The 15,030-nt window shown below is 40.3% G+C and carries 12 protein-coding genes; 5 read left to right on the top strand and 7 right to left on the bottom strand.

Features of this window, described 5'->3' with window-relative positions; all coding sequences use genetic code 11:
• The first annotated feature begins 138 nt into the window (after positions 1 to 138).
• Positions 139 to 2,007 carry a methyl-accepting chemotaxis protein gene (locus FR932_RS12145; protein ID WP_019443003.1) on the top strand — a complete coding sequence of 623 codons (1,869 nt, stop codon included), beginning with the start codon at positions 139 to 141 and terminating at the stop codon, positions 2,005 to 2,007.
• Positions 2,008 to 2,087: 80 nt separating this feature from the next.
• Complete coding sequence (locus FR932_RS12140; RefSeq protein ID WP_019443002.1) at positions 2,088 to 2,375, top strand: hypothetical protein; 288 nt, start codon at positions 2,088 to 2,090, stop codon at positions 2,373 to 2,375.
• Positions 2,376 to 2,478: 103 nt separating this feature from the next.
• Here the strand turns inward: FR932_RS12140 and FR932_RS12135 are convergent, their stop codons facing one another.
• The 6 genes from FR932_RS12135 to FR932_RS12110 all read right to left on the bottom strand — a co-directional run bounded on the left by FR932_RS12135 (position 2,479) and on the right by FR932_RS12110 (position 9,843).
• The gene (locus FR932_RS12135) at positions 2,479 to 4,473 is read right to left on the bottom strand and encodes a sensor domain-containing diguanylate cyclase (protein WP_019443001.1); all 1,995 of its coding nucleotides are present in this window, start codon (positions 4,471 to 4,473) and stop codon (positions 2,479 to 2,481) included.
• Complete coding sequence (locus FR932_RS12130; protein WP_019443000.1) at positions 4,473 to 4,991, bottom strand: YfiR family protein; 519 nt, start codon at positions 4,989 to 4,991, stop codon at positions 4,473 to 4,475. Before FR932_RS12130 ends, FR932_RS12135 begins: the two co-directional genes overlap by 1 nt.
• Entirely contained in the window at positions 4,981 to 6,987 is a 2,007-nt protein-coding gene (locus FR932_RS12125) for a TonB-dependent receptor plug domain-containing protein (protein ID WP_019442999.1), read from the bottom strand. The genes FR932_RS12130 and FR932_RS12125 overlap by 11 nt, the downstream gene beginning before the upstream one ends.
• Positions 6,988 to 7,232: 245 nt before the next feature.
• Complete coding sequence (locus FR932_RS12120; protein ID WP_019442998.1) at positions 7,233 to 7,745, bottom strand: hypothetical protein; 513 nt, start codon at positions 7,743 to 7,745, stop codon at positions 7,233 to 7,235.
• A gap of 97 nt (positions 7,746 to 7,842) precedes the next feature.
• Positions 7,843 to 8,778, bottom strand: a complete 936-nt coding sequence (locus FR932_RS12115) for a LysR family transcriptional regulator (RefSeq protein ID WP_019442997.1) — start codon at positions 8,776 to 8,778, stop codon at positions 7,843 to 7,845.
• Between the two features lie 108 nt (positions 8,779 to 8,886).
• A complete protein-coding gene (locus tag FR932_RS12110) occupies positions 8,887 to 9,843 on the bottom strand; it encodes a LysR family transcriptional regulator (RefSeq protein ID WP_019442996.1) in 957 nt (318 codons plus the stop codon).
• A 133-nt stretch (positions 9,844 to 9,976) separates the two neighbouring features.
• Between FR932_RS12110 and FR932_RS12105 the strand changes: the two genes are divergently transcribed.
• Positions 9,977 to 10,795, top strand: coding sequence for a hypothetical protein (locus FR932_RS12105; protein ID WP_019442995.1), 819 nt, complete (start codon positions 9,977 to 9,979; stop codon positions 10,793 to 10,795).
• A gap of 193 nt (positions 10,796 to 10,988) precedes the next feature.
• On the opposite strand, the gene FR932_RS12100 is transcribed toward FR932_RS12105, so the two are convergent.
• Positions 10,989 to 11,759, bottom strand: a complete 771-nt coding sequence (locus FR932_RS12100; protein ID WP_019442994.1) for a response regulator transcription factor — start codon at positions 11,757 to 11,759, stop codon at positions 10,989 to 10,991.
• A gap of 245 nt (positions 11,760 to 12,004) precedes the next feature.
• Between FR932_RS12100 and FR932_RS12095 the strand changes: the two genes are divergently transcribed.
• Together FR932_RS12095 and FR932_RS12090 are read left to right on the top strand one after the other, a co-directional pair.
• The gene (locus FR932_RS12095; protein ID WP_019442993.1) at positions 12,005 to 13,585 is read left to right on the top strand and encodes an arylsulfatase; all 1,581 of its coding nucleotides are present in this window, start codon (positions 12,005 to 12,007) and stop codon (positions 13,583 to 13,585) included.
• A 113-nt stretch (positions 13,586 to 13,698) separates the two neighbouring features.
• The gene (locus FR932_RS12090; protein ID WP_019442992.1) at positions 13,699 to 15,030 is read left to right on the top strand and encodes an anaerobic sulfatase maturase; all 1,332 of its coding nucleotides are present in this window, start codon (positions 13,699 to 13,701) and stop codon (positions 15,028 to 15,030) included.

Here is a 15,030-nt window from a genome sequence, read left to right as displayed (position 1 = left end):
TAAACAAAATCTAAGGTAATATTCCGCTATGCGCATCATGCCTATCACACGGTCTACGAGACCCAATGATAGACGCCTGATTACTGTTAGTTAATAACAGGTGTGGAATTCCTGTTTGTCTATAATTTGGAACGTAAAATGAAAAAAATAACATTGAAGGCTCGATTAGTATTAACCGCATCGATTGCTGTATTTATCGGGGCTGGAGTCGTCGGAACAACGGGTTACTTTTCTTCTAAAAACAGAATTGAACATGAGACGTTATCAAGAATAGAAAGCACCGCAAATTCATACAATAAATCGTTAACTGATTGGTTAAGTTCTAAATCTGATACCTTAAGTAGTATGCCTGACAAAACGCCTTTAATGATGATCCGCAGTACCTTAAAAATAATTAAAAATGCAGGTCGTTTTGAAAATGTATTTTTTGCTTATCCTGATGGTCAGCAAAAGAACGCGGATGATGTTGACCTGCCAGAAGGTAATAACGACCCAAGAAAATGGGGCTGGTATAAAAATGCTTCGGTCGATAAGGTTTTCATGGATACGCCGACCGTTGCTGCGGCAACTGGGCATAGAGTTGTTTCTATCAGTCGAGCCATGAATTTTTACAGCACCTATATGGTGATTGGTGCTGACGTTAAAATTGATATTTTAATTTCCAATTTAGCGCAAACCCTTATTCCTGGTGATGGTAAAATATTCGTGGTATCGAATGAAGGTAAAATTTTTGCAGATGTAAATACCGCGCTTATTAATAAGACATTAACGGATATATCTTTAGATAATAAATATTTAAAGAACGATCAGCCTGCGCTTTATCATGACACGATTAATGGTATAGAAAGTGCTATCTATGTTGCTCCAATTGCTGGCACTAATTTAAGAACAATTATCGTCATCGATAGCGCCCGTATTACGCAAGATATTCGCGACAATGCATTTTTACAATTATTTGCGACCTTGGCAGTTAGTTTAATTGTGTCTTTGTTGATGTTCTTCTTTATCAAAAAATTATTAACTCCGTTACAGGACGTGACTACATCGTTAAAAGAAATAGCCGCTGGGGATGGTGATCTTACCCATCGTCTTGATGCGAATAATGAAGATGAAATTAGCGAGTTGAGTCAGGCCTTTAATGATGTCGCAGAAAGTCAGCGATCGTTAGTTGAAGAAATTAAAAATCAAGCCACAACACTAAAATCGATGGCAGAAATAAGCCAATCAAAATCGCATGAAAGCAGTAACATCATCAAAGAGCAGCAGGTTGAAGTATCGATGGTCGCCACGGCTGTTCACGAAATGACAAGTGCTACCGTCGAAATTGCTCGCAATGCGGAAGAGGCTGCAAGTTCTGCGCAAGCATCTTCTGAAAGTGCAAAAAAAGGAATGGCTATTATCTCTGGTTCAATTAAATCTATTGGTGATCTGTCGTCTGGCATTAAAGAAACATCAGATGTGGTAGAAGAGTTGAATACGCACGTACTGGAAATCAACAGTATCCTTGTGGCGATTCAAACCATCGCCGATCAGACTAACTTACTGGCTCTGAATGCCGCTATCGAAGCGGCCCGCGCAGGCGATGCTGGGCGTGGTTTTGCGGTGGTTGCTGATGAAGTCAGGACATTGTCTCAAAAAACCCACCGTTCTACTGGCGAAATTCAAACAACCATTCAAACGTTGCAAGACATTGTTGGTAAGGCCACCGTATTGATGCAATCAAGTGAGAAACTGGCACTATCTACCGTCTCAGAATCAGATCTAGTGGCTGAATCGTTCAGTGATATTAATGTGTCTATTCAGAAAATTTCTGATATGTCGACGCAAATAGCGACTGCTGTTGAGCAACAAACCGCGGTAACTGGTGAGATATCTGAAAATGTGAACAACATTCATAATGTTGCCGATATTTTATCCGAGAACTCTATTGATGCTAACGAACAGTCTAACGTACTGCATACCGAGGCGAATAAGCTTTATGATAGCGTATCGATATATACGGTTTAATTGCTGAATATAATTAAGATAATAAGCAGATATCTTGTATTATATAGCTTCAGGTTTCATGCCCACTAGGATCTAGATAAATGAATGTAGATAAAGCAAAAAAACGTATTGAAAAGCTCGCTAAAAGAGGCTTTAAAGGCTATCCACTGGTATCAATAGAGTATTTTGGTGTAACTGCGGATACGGCAACGGAAGTGGTGATGACATTTACATTAGAAGAAGGCGCTGAACCACAATCGCAAAAATTCTTAAGCAAAAGTGATGCCCGTGAAGATGAAACGATTCAATCAGTGTTAGTTAAAACAATTGAACGTACTGATGCGAGCACTGTGGCTCAAATTGACGGCGTGTCGATTCTCAGCAAGTAGTAAGAAAGTAGTCAGTGTAAATAGAAAGCACATATATTGAGGCGAACTGACAAGATAAAGTCCGTTCGCCCATTTCCACTCATTCCCGTCAATATGTCTTCACCTAGCCTAGCTTACTTTCTGGCATATCCATTTTATAAAATAACGCTTTACCTTTACCAGCTAACTTCGCTTGATACATGGCAGAGTCTGCATGTTTGAGGATCGCGGCTATATCCCGTTGGCCATTATTAACCAGGTGTATACCAATGCTTACGCCAATGTGTAGTGTTTGCTCTTTATAAATGATGTCTTGTTTAAGCGTGGTTAACAGCCGCTCTGCTAGTATGGTTATTTTGTCTTTACTGGTGGGGCTAATCAGCAGTACAAATTCGTCACCTGATAGTCTAGCAACCAGATCGGACTCTCGCACTTGCGATTGTAATCGTTTTGCGACTTGTTTAAGTACTTCATCACCGGCATCGTGGCCATAGGTATCATTGACTAACTTAAAACCATCGAGATCTAAATAAATGACACCAAACTCAGCTAATGAATCGTGGTAGTAAGTTGCGACCTCGTTGAGTTCGCCGTAAAGTTTAGTGCGATTGGCAAGACCTGTTAATTCATCATGATGCGCTAAGTGATCTAGGCGTTCGATTTCTTTGATATGAGAGATGTCAGATAAAATAATGAAAGTATCAAATACATCTTGTTTTTCGTTGTTTATAATACGATTTATCTTCACTTGCAGTGGGATCAATCGGCCATCTTTGTGACGCTCCCAAACTTCACCTTGCCAGTGGCCATACTCTTCCATTGATTTGAATACGACAGGTGTTAATTCATTAAACTCAGACCACATGCTATGTTCATTTTCTGAACGTGTTATCAGTTCTTCATTGCTAAAGCCGAGTAGGGTTGTTACGGCTGGGTTTGCGATACTGATCACACCGCTATGGCCAATAACAATAATACCATCTTGGCTATTTTCAAACACGCTTGCAGCGAGACGTTGTTTGCTTATCGACGCTTCGTGGAGTGTGACATCTTGGATCGCAAACAGTGTTTTAGTTGATTTTGATAGTTTGCGACTACTGACTTGTAAAAACTGTTCTTGTTGGCATCGGTCTTGGCTTTTGAATTGTTTATCGTTTAAATCAATGCCTTCATTAAGTGCTGAGTCTATCAAGTGGGAATCTGACGTATAAATGAGTTGTTGAATAACAGTATTTTTCAGTATTTCATTATCACACTGAAACACCACTTTCGCTGCTGCATTAAAGTGAACGATTCTACCCGTTTTGTCTGTCACCACAAGCGCGTGTTGCACCGTTTCGATAACCTCATTAGCAAATGACTTTTCTTGTTCTAGTTTATCCATCGTGAGTAAAATTTGTTGTTCACGTTGCTCTAACCTATTCAACATGGTACTGAATGCATTGACTAAATCACCAATTTCATCATCAGCAGAGGCATTCAATTGTTGGGTTATTTTTTGGCCGTCAACAAATACCTGCATCGACTTATTAAGTGCGAATACCGGTTTGATGATCACTCGCTGAATATTAAAGTAGAGCATGCAGCCAGCCGCTGAAAGCAAGAACAGGAAGATGATGCCATTTTTGATTACTGAGACCAAAATGAGCTTAAACGAGGCCGTTGAGATCGTTATTCTGAGCATGGCAATTTGCTCTTGCTCTAAGATCACAGGCACTAATAGAAAAACATATTGATCTGAAATGACCATATTATTTTCTTTAATCATGGCTAGTTGAGCCTTATTCGGGGTGTTGATGTCTTCATCTTCAACTTGATAAGTGGCAAAAAATTCATGATTATCTTGATCATAAAGTTTCACTCTAACGACTTCTTTATCGGCACTAAATGCGGATAAAATTTCATTCGCGGACAATGCATCGTCAAATAGGATCGCAGCCTGCAGGTTATAAGCAACGCCATTAGCCAATACGTGAACACGGTCGATTAAGTTTTGTTTTGCTTTTTCATAAGTCACACTGTAGTTAATCGCTTGGGAAATAATGAAAGTGATCGAAATGAATAACAAAATAGGTGTTAGTAATTTATGTTTGATCGACCTAGCTTTAAATTGAGTCATTATTTAACCCCTTCTAGTTTTGCTATACGCATTAAGCTAGAACCAATAACATAATCAGCTTTACTGGTATTGGTGAGGTTGATTAATGGCTTTATTCTCTTACCTTTAGTTTGTAATTGGATCGCGCCACCTAGACTTGTAAAGTCTGCGCTATCGCCTATGGTTAATGTCGACGGCCCATATTTAGCCAATGGTGATACAGAATCGATTGCTGAAATAAACGCAACATCACAGTTGGCATTAAGTTCATTGCTAACCTGTAAGGCTAACCCTCTGATCTCTTTTCCCACAAGCAGACTTAACAAGGTTTTTTTCACTTGCTCATTACCTTCAACACAAAAACGTAATGTCTGCATGTCAGCTTCATTTTGCCAATGCACAAAGTTAGCGATACGAAATACATATACCGCTTTAACTTGGTAACTCTTGAACTTAGGTTTATCGGCCGCACTCGCAAGGTTCAGGCTCATTATTAAACTAGCAAGAACAAGCAGGTACAAGGGCAGTTTAAAAGTCATGTGACACCCTTAGATATACTAACTCTTCATTTGAGTACTCACCCCAATAATCCGCGTAACCAGTTTCATTCATATCCTGAACTATTAACTCAAACAAAGGCGCTTGTTTATGCTTTTGCCAAGCGAGTCTGATATCCATAGAAAAGTACGGATCTATTTGGCGGTAAATTTCGTTATATTCTGTGTCTTGGTATTTCGCGACCAGATCAAATTGCAGGCTGTCGGTAATATCCCACTGCATTTGTAATGACGTTAATTGTTGCTGCATTTCAAACCAAGGTTCAGAAGACCCATCTGAGTTTTCGCCTCCGTCCCACGTTGCGTCTAAGTCAATATAACTAAAGCTTAAGTTGTAGCGTAAATTTCGACTAACCTCTAATGCTGACGTTATTTCTAGACCCTGTGAGATTGCAGAGTAATCGGCATTATTTTGGGCCAGGTATACATAGTCGGGTTCAATGTACGGGGTATCATCGTTAGATATATAGTCAACACCCCTCACATTGTCGTGGGCTGAGTAATAGAACGTCGAATCAATGCTAAAGTAGTCGGTTGGTATAAAGCGATAGCCAATCTCCGCTGTAGTCACGGATTCGTTATCAATATCGGCGGTAGGCAACATAAGTAGAACATCTCTGCCATTACTCTCGACATAATATGAATGGGTATCTAAATAAGACGGCGCTGCGACAGCACGTCCGATACCAGTCCAAACGCTATGAACGGGAGAATATTGATATAGCGCTCTCAGTTGCGGTGAGAACTCAATTGAATCGTTGATTTCAAAGTATTCAGCTTTTACCCCAGCGACGAGACTGACTTGTTCCGTTATCTGTAGCTCAGACTGGTAGAACGCATTGATGATGACATCATCAGCGCTGGTTATTGAATAATATCGCGCATACATATCAACGTCTGCGGGTGATAACTGATCATCGTAATCGGATAAATTGAGATGGATATAGCGGAGTCCGCCACCGATAATAGCCTTGTGCTGGGTATTATATTCAAAATTATAGTTAGTATCAGCATCGACAGTGGTGATTTTTCCCGGAGCATCCTTCGCTTCGTCGGCATTATGCTCGGCCCATAAAGAATACTTTAATAATCCACCTGACGTTGTTTCTTGCTCATAATTAAATTGTGCATAAGCAGAGTAACTTTCAATATCGAGTAATGAGTAGCTATAACCGGGATTATTTGGAGCTGTGTAATCGTCAACATACCAAGGGGTTGAATAAGTGGTGCGTTCACCGCCCACACGTATATCCCATTTTCTTGTTTCAAGGGACTTACTTAATACGAACCCTGCGGTATCACTAGTCCAGATCTGCGCTTCGTTAGACACTGTTTGCGCTTGGTCTTTGTGTTTATAAAAAGCACGAGCATAAATATTGTTACCTAATTGCGTACCGTGTCTGAGACTGACTTCCTGTGTACCGTATTTACCGGCAGTGACTGACACGTGAGAGCCTAAGGTATCTTGGGCTTTTTTGGTGATAATATTAATCACCCCGTTTACCGCATTTCCGCCCCAAATAGTGCCTCCTGGGCCTTTTAGTACCTCAATGCGATCGATATCAGCCAGTACATAATCGACATCACTCCAATAAACGCCGCCATACAATGGACTATATAACGAACGTCCGTCCATCATCACTAGCAGTTTATTGAACAGACCATCATGAAAACCGCGTGCAGAGACGAACCATTCTGTTTCTGAATGTTTTGTGACTGTTAGACCCGGTACTAATGCCAGTGCTTCAGTGATAGTGCGGGCGCCGCTACGCTGAATGCGTTCATTTGTTAATACGTAAACAGAGGCCGGAATATCGACCAGTTTTTTACTGGATTTAGAGGCGGTATCCATTTCAATATCTAACATCGATAAATCTTCCAGGCTCATATCCATGAGATGGTCGAGTGATGTTTGATCTGCCATTACATAACAAGGTGCTAGCAATGAAAAATAGGCGATTGTAGGGGATAGCTTCATGCCGAGATACCGATAATAAATGTGCATACTTATTTTGACTGTCGATCATATCGAAAATAATATTTAATTCAGTCTAAATGATCTGAAAACTACATCTAATCTATTTATGCTTAATATCTGTACTAACCCATTACATTATAATAATACATTATGCGGAATTATAATGAACAGGTCTGGTCAATAATGAAGTCGAGCTTTAACTCTATTATTATTGAGACTGTAATGGCTGCTGGAATGTAACGCAGTTAAAAACTAAAGATAACGCCAGTTGAAATCATAGCAGTAAGGTCATAAGGTAAAAACGTTTTATCGCGATCAATATAGTTAAGGTCCGTTCCCGCTCTGAAGGCAATATTATCTGTCACTGAAATAACCCAATGAGCCGAGATACTGGCACCAGTCGCTTCTGAATATCTGATATCATTACTCCACAACCCACTTTGCTTACCCTCATATTCGACCCAACCCGCTTCTAGTTGTAGTGACATTTTAGGCTTATTTACGAGCTGCTTTTGTGCCCCGATTCGATATGTTTTTAATCTGTCGTTATCAAGATATAAAAACTGTGCTGAAGTATGGCTGTAAGATAAATAAACGGCATCCAAGCCGAAGGTGTCAGTCAAACCTAACTGTAGACCCGCACCAGAAATACCAGAACCCACATAAGGGCCAATTTTCATTTCTGGTGAAATATGTACCGTATTAGCCAGCACAGATGTTGAACTGATCAGTAGGAACGGAATAAGTATCTTATGCATAGGATGCGCCTGTATTAAAAGAGTAATAATTTTTAGTGAATACTATTTTAATACTCGGCGCGGGGCTAAACGTTATACCTTATCTGGCTGATAAGCGTTACTTATGATTGAGCTGTAATTGTGTTTGAATTACATCTGATATTAATTCATATAACCAGTTAAATAGCGCACTATTACGGTGTCTGGTATGGCAATAACTGTAAACGTCAATATAGAAAGCTTCACCTTGTATTTCTACATCGAGCGCGCGCAGGTTGGGATATTGCTGAATAGGGAAAAGATTAGAGTGGGGCAGGTACATGTCGGTATGTTGAATAATATCCAGTAATACCATGATAAATTCAGAGCGAAAGCCTATTTTATATTCCAGACCATGGGCTTTCATAGTCTCTGCTGCTAGGCTAAAACTCTCATTCCAACCGGGCGATATCATCGATGCAATCTCATAACCAGCATAATCATCAGGGGTGGTCAGTGTGCTCTTGATTGGGTGGGTATCTCTGACCAGCACTTGGCCGCGTAAGGCTGCTAATTGTTTACTATAAACTTCTGCCGGTGCGGGAATATCATAATTAATGCCAAGGTATACATCGTCTTTTTGAATATCTTCAAGCGTAGAACGAGACCAACTCACCAATTCAATACTAGCATTGGGCGCTGATGCTTTAAGTGCTTGATAAAGCGAACCTGACAGGCATGACAATACGACGGGAGATAGCGCTATTCTTAGCGATGTATCGAGTGTTGTAGGATCAAAATGTAAGCTGTGATTAATGCTGTTTGCTAAGCCATTTAAATGCGGTGCGATGGACGTCGCGAGGATCTCTGAAAATGGCGTTGCTTTGAGTCCGGTTGGCACTTTTACAAACAATTCATCATCAAAGTGATGGCGTAACTTGGTTAATGACTGACTAATCGCAGGCTGAGACACAAACAATCGCTCAGATGCCTTTCTCATGTTGAGTTCTTGAGAAAGGATCAGAAAGACCTTTAATAAATTCAGATCTAATGTGTTATAGAGATCTTTTTTCATGCCTGTCTTGCCGTTAAAAAGGGAATGATTTCCAGTCTATCAAATTTGTATTAATAAGACAGTTATTAAGGCGTCAATATGTCTCTACAGTCGTTAGCATGATGTTAATTAACTAATTATGAGGGTGCGGCTACGTACTTGCTCTAGTTTATCTTCAATCACTTTTTTGACTATATCTGCGCTAAATTTATATAAAGGTACATGGTGGTTTTTTTCAAGATAATAGAAGGCATGATTGATTTTGTTCGGCAGCTTGTCATTAAGCCATTGCGGTTGGATGCATACCATGTCGTCGTCGCAAACTGATGCGGATAATGTTTCTGTGAGCGCCAGAATATCAGAATGCTTTGCCAAGCAGTTAAGCACTGACATACTTGCTGAACGATATTTTAAATCGAATGACTTAAAATCACGAGACTGGAACAAGGATTCACTTTCAAGGGTATCAGGTAATAGACAGCCGCCCAGTGGATATTGATTAAATTCAGATTGTTGCATACCGCCTGTAACCCAGGGGTGATCTTTTCGGGCCACGATCATGCTTTGGCTTTGGGTTAATGGAATGCAGCGTATTGATTTTGGTGTGCTGATCGGATCGAAGTTCATCGCCATATGTACACGCCCCTCAATCATGTCTTTCATGGTGTTTTCTGTCCATGTCGTGACATTTATTTTGGCATTAGGCAAAGATTCAAACATGATTGAGGTAGTGAACTCGGTGGCAAAACTTTCTAAAAATACACTTGATACCGCCACCGTAAGCTCACCATTGAAATGCTCAGGATCAAAAAAACTCACCGGTAATAATAAGTCGTCAATCGCTTGAATACTCTCGTTTAAACCTTCATTGATGATGATCGCACGTTGTGTCGGTGCTAACTCATTGTTGGCTGAATAAAATAAACGGTCACCAGTGAATGCGCGCAATTTTGCTAATGTTTGGCTGACAGCAGATTGGGTAACACCTAATTTTTTAGCTGCAATGGTGGTGCTTCTTGCCTGATAAATAGCATTAAATATACGCAGGTAATTGAGGTTTATTTTTTCATTATAAGTTTTATGCATAAGTCTTTTCCATCACGGTGCTCGTGGTTTTATTAGCATCGCTAATAGCGGCTATAAGTGGTATTAAATGCCTGCTTCATTCATATTCCCCACCAAGTTAATCGACTCGTTATATCGTTATTTGGAGAAAGTCATGGGTATGAATAAAACGTTATTATCTTTAATCGCAGCTAGTGTGATCAGCGCTGCATGTAGTTCAAGTGTGTTGGCTAATGAGTCTCAGGAATACCATGATGCCGACCCAAGAAACAGTAATTTCAGAGCCGCGGTATTTGCCAGTGACGCCGGTGAATTAAAGCTACTTGCTGGTGGTGGTGCTAGTGGCTTAACCAGTGATATATCGCAAACAATCGGTTTCGCTGAATATTACACTCAGTCTAACAATGCCCGTATTCGCGCAGCTCATTTCGACCGCTTTGGTGGTGCATACATGGACCTTTATCGTTTAGACGATGCTGCCGGTATGTACACCGCAGGTTATATGCTGCCGTTAGAAAGTGACGATGGCACATTGTTTTTTCCTTCATTAAATTATACTTACATCGATTTTAAAACCGCAGACCTGTCAGAACTCGCTAACTCTGCTATCGCGGGTTCACCTTTAGGCGGCTTATCTGTGACAAAGAATGATATTCAGCAAACACTGCAAGGTAATGACGCCCACCTTGGTTCTGTAAACCTGTATGCGGTACATCCTTGGAACGAGACTCATTTCTCTGTATTCAATGTTAATCTAGGTTCATCATATTCAGGCGTTGATATGCAAGTGGCTAATATTATGTGGGTACAAGGTATTAAAACTCACGTTGCCGATAAGACCATTAACATCATGCTTGAAGTCAAATACGATGCGATGAAGATCCAAACAGATAAAAATACTAATTTATCATCTGATGGTGAAGAAAGATCAGAAGAAGTCACAGTCTCTGTCGGTGTTGATTATCGATTTTAATCGCTGGTACATTTGCTAGCGCGATATTAGCTAGCGCAACATTAAGCGTTATGATTATCGATTTATCATTGCTGTATTATCAGTTTATTACGATCGCTATTAATTAATTTTAATAGCAAGTCGTAACATAAATTGTGCAGCAATGATAAATGACATAAAGAAGGGATTAAGCAGTAGAATTACTGATTTTGTGTTAGTCGCTGGAAATACCTAAACCGTTACGCAGCGCAAACTGGATCAGTTCAGCCGGTTTATCCAGTTCTAAAATATCTAACATGCGATATTTATGCGATTCGATGGTGCGTGGGCTTAAGAACAGCTTCTCTGCGCATTGTTTAGCACTATCACCCTGTGCTAGTAACGTTAAGACCGCACACTGCTTTTTACTCAGTAGTAGTAACTTTTCATTTTCATTTACATCTTGCTGTAAGTTGAGGGCAAGCGTTGAATGCTGCCAGTAGCATAACCACATTTCACACAATAGCTTCAGGCGTTTCAAATCCTCATTACCTAACGGCTGATCATTATTGCCAAATCGCGTGAAAGACAGCGCTCCCCATTGTTGACCAAACAATTGTAATGGAATAATGCAGTGCCAGCGTCCACCTTGCTCATGTAACTTATTTAATACTATGCACTTATCTTTTTGTAATTCCTGCGCGGTAAAGCTGATCCAATCATGCTTGGTTTTTAATAACTTAAAGTAATCCTGATAATTACCATCAATAAAATGTTGCTTAATTAATGGCGGAATGCCGGCTTTTTCGACCGACTCGGTTTTACCATCATTAAGTAAGATCATCGAGTTAGGAAACAGCGTAAGCCTATCAATATTAAAAAAATCTAATACATCCAATGATATTTTTTGCCAGAGTTGATTAAAATCTTTTGGCTTGCTAGAAATCATCATCGCAGATTGATTCATTAACAGTTGTTCGAAATCAGTATTAGTCGATTCTAGCATTATTCGTTCCATGTTTAACACGCAAATGGGAATGTGGCAGTGCTAGGATTAAAGTAATAGATTAAAAGCACTAGCGTAAAAGTACTGCAAAACAGACTTTGTGATCTTGGATTATGATTTCAGTGATGTAAATCAATTGACTATTTTATTCAGTAAATTTACTGCTTACTGAATACCTTAGCACATGGAGAATAGCCCGTGATGATTTTATTCACAAATTAGTAAAACAATCACAGGACATTATTATGTTTAAAAATAAGACGTTTTTGCAATTGTCGATAGGTGCTGTTCTTGCCTCTACTGCAACAGCAAGTTTTGCGACTACCGATGAAAGCCGTCCTAATATCTTAGCCATTTGGGGCGATGATATTGGTATTGATAACATCAGTGCTTATACGCATGGACAAGCAGGTCATTTTACACCAAACATTGACCGTATCGCCAATGAAGGCGTGTTATTTACCGATTACTATGGCGAGCAATCTTGTACTGCTGGTCGTGCTGCATTTATCACGGGTCAACATCCAATCCGTACCGGTCTTACTAAAGTCGGTATGCCGGGCTCTACACAGGGCATGCGTCAAGAAGATCCTACCATTGCTGGTATGTTGAAAGACAAAGGTTATATGACTGGTCAGTTCGGTAAAAACCATTTAGGTGACCGCCCTGAACAGCTTCCAACAGCGAATGGCTTTGACGAATTCTTTGGTAACTTGTATCACCTGAATGCTGAAGAAGAGCCAGAGCACGCAGATTACCCTAAAGGCGCTGGCTTTAAGAAACGTTTTGGCCCACGTGGTGTAATTCATTCTTATGCTGACGGCCGTACTGAAGATACTGGTGCGTTAACCAAGAAACGTATGGAAACAGTTGATGAAGAGTTCCTTGCTTCAGCACTTGATTTCATTGACCGTGCACATGAAGAAAAGAAACCTTTCTTTGTTTGGTTTAATGCCACTCGTATGCACGTTTGGACGCATCTAAAAGAAGACAGTAAAGGTTTATCTAAGCGTGGCGGTTTATACGGCGACGGCATGGTAGAGCACGACAACATGGTCGGTGTGTTACTAGACAAATTGGATGATCTTAAGATCGCTGATAATACAGTTGTATTGTATACCACTGATAATGGTGCAGAAAAATGGTCTTGGCCTGATGGTGGTTCTTCACGCTTTAAAGGCGAGAAGAACACTACATGGGAAGGCGGTTTCCGTGTACCAGCTATGGTACGTTGGCCAGCTAAGATCCCTGCGGGTCAAGTGGTTAATGAAATTGCAGCGCACAATGATTGGGCTACAACATTCCTTGCTGCAGCAGGCGAACCAACAATCGCTGCTGACCTGAAAAAAGGCACGAAGTTAAACGGCAAGAAGTACAAAGTACATTTAGATGGTTACAACTTATTACCAAAACTTATCGAAGGCAAATCAACAACAGCTGATGATAATAAAGATTGGCCACGTAAAGCTTATGTGTACGGCACTGATAGCGGTGATGTTGCTGGCGTACGTGTTGGTGATTGGAAGATCCTTTACTCATACCAAGAGTGTCACGGTATTGAAGCATGGCGCTGTCCGATGACAGAAGGTCGTATGCCGTATGTATTCAACTTACGTCAAGACCCGTATGAATCAGCATTTGATACTGCTGGTGCATATGAAACTTGGATGGTTGAACATCTACCGTATATGTATATGGGCGCTGGTTATACTTTCCAGTGGTTAAATACCTTTAATGAATTCCCACCACGTCAAGTACCTGGTTCATTCTCAATTGATAAGATTGTAGAGAAAATGCAAATTTGGGAACGTGCTCAATACCAATAATCATGACTAATTGATTATGCACAAGTAACGAGCTGCTTAGGTAGCTCGTTACTACAAACTAAGGAGAGTTTGCTACTACCAACACCACAGCATCGATAATTAAGTGAGATACCATGACTAACAATCTACAAACCATGACAGATAAGCTAACAGCGAAAAAAGACGTGTACACATATAATCCTCATGAACCAACTAAGCGCATGAATATCATGACTAAGCCAACAGGTTCAACGTGTAACATTGATTGCCAATATTGCTATTATCTCAGTAAAGAAGAACTGCTAGGTGATAAAGATGGCTGTAAGCCCGTCATGAAAGACGAAATGTTAGAAGATTATATTCGCACTTATATCGAGCAACAAAACCATTCAGAAATTGTTTTCCATTGGCAAGGTGGTGAACCAACATTACTGGGTGTTAACTATTTTAGAGACGTAGTGCGCTTGCAAAAAAAATACGCACCAAACAATGTCACTATCGAAAATAATATGCAAACCAACGGCATTTTACTCAATGACGAATGGGGCAAGTTCTTAGCAAAGAATAACTTCATGGTCGGTATTAGCATTGATGGACCTGAAATGATCCACAATACCTACCGTGTAAACAGAGCTGGACGAGGCACGTTTAAGCAAACATTTGCGGGCATCAAGATCCTGCATAAATACAACATCAATTTTGCCACGCTGACTTGTGTTAACAATTTAACCGGTGATAACGCACTGGAAATATATCGTTTTTTACGCGATGACGTTAAATCAAAGCAAATGCAATTTATCCCGATTGTAGAACCAAAAAGCTTTAAAACGACCGCACCACAACATTGGAAAAATGAAGAAGTCATATTCCAAGGTATGCCTGAAATAGATCCAAGTCACCCAAACTCTGTGGTTGAAAGCTGGTGTGTATCACCGTCGCAATGGGGCAAGTTCCTGTGCACAGTATTTGATGAATGGTTAGACAACGATATCGGCCAAATCAATGTACCTTATTTTGAAGCAAGTATCGAAGCATGGATGGGACGTGTAAACCCATTATGTACGCTTGCTCCTATGTGTGGCAAAGGTCTGGCTATCGAAGCCAATGGCGACGTATTCTCGTGCGATCACTACGTTTACCCTGAATATAAGCTCGGTAATATCAAAGATAAAACCCTCGAAGATATGCAATTCTCAGCGGGACAGGAAAAATTTGGTCGTGCTAAAGAAGCAAGGTTACCGAAACAATGTCGCGAATGTGAATATCAATTTGCGTGTTTCGGTGAATGCCCTAAAAACCGCTTTATCAAAACCTTAGATGGTGAATCTGGCTTAAATTACCTGTGTGGTGGTTGGAAGCAATTCTTCAGTCATATCGACCAATACATCATGATGATCATCGTGAGCATGGGTTATAACGTGCATAAAAAGATTAACGCCGACGCCATGAAAATCAAATTTAAATAA

This window comes from Moritella marina ATCC 15381, from assembly GCF_008931805.1.
GTDB lineage: Bacteria > Pseudomonadota > Gammaproteobacteria > Enterobacterales > Moritellaceae > Moritella > Moritella marina.
Note: the sequence above shows the minus strand (reverse complement) of the source record. Positions and strands in the feature narration are given on the sequence as shown.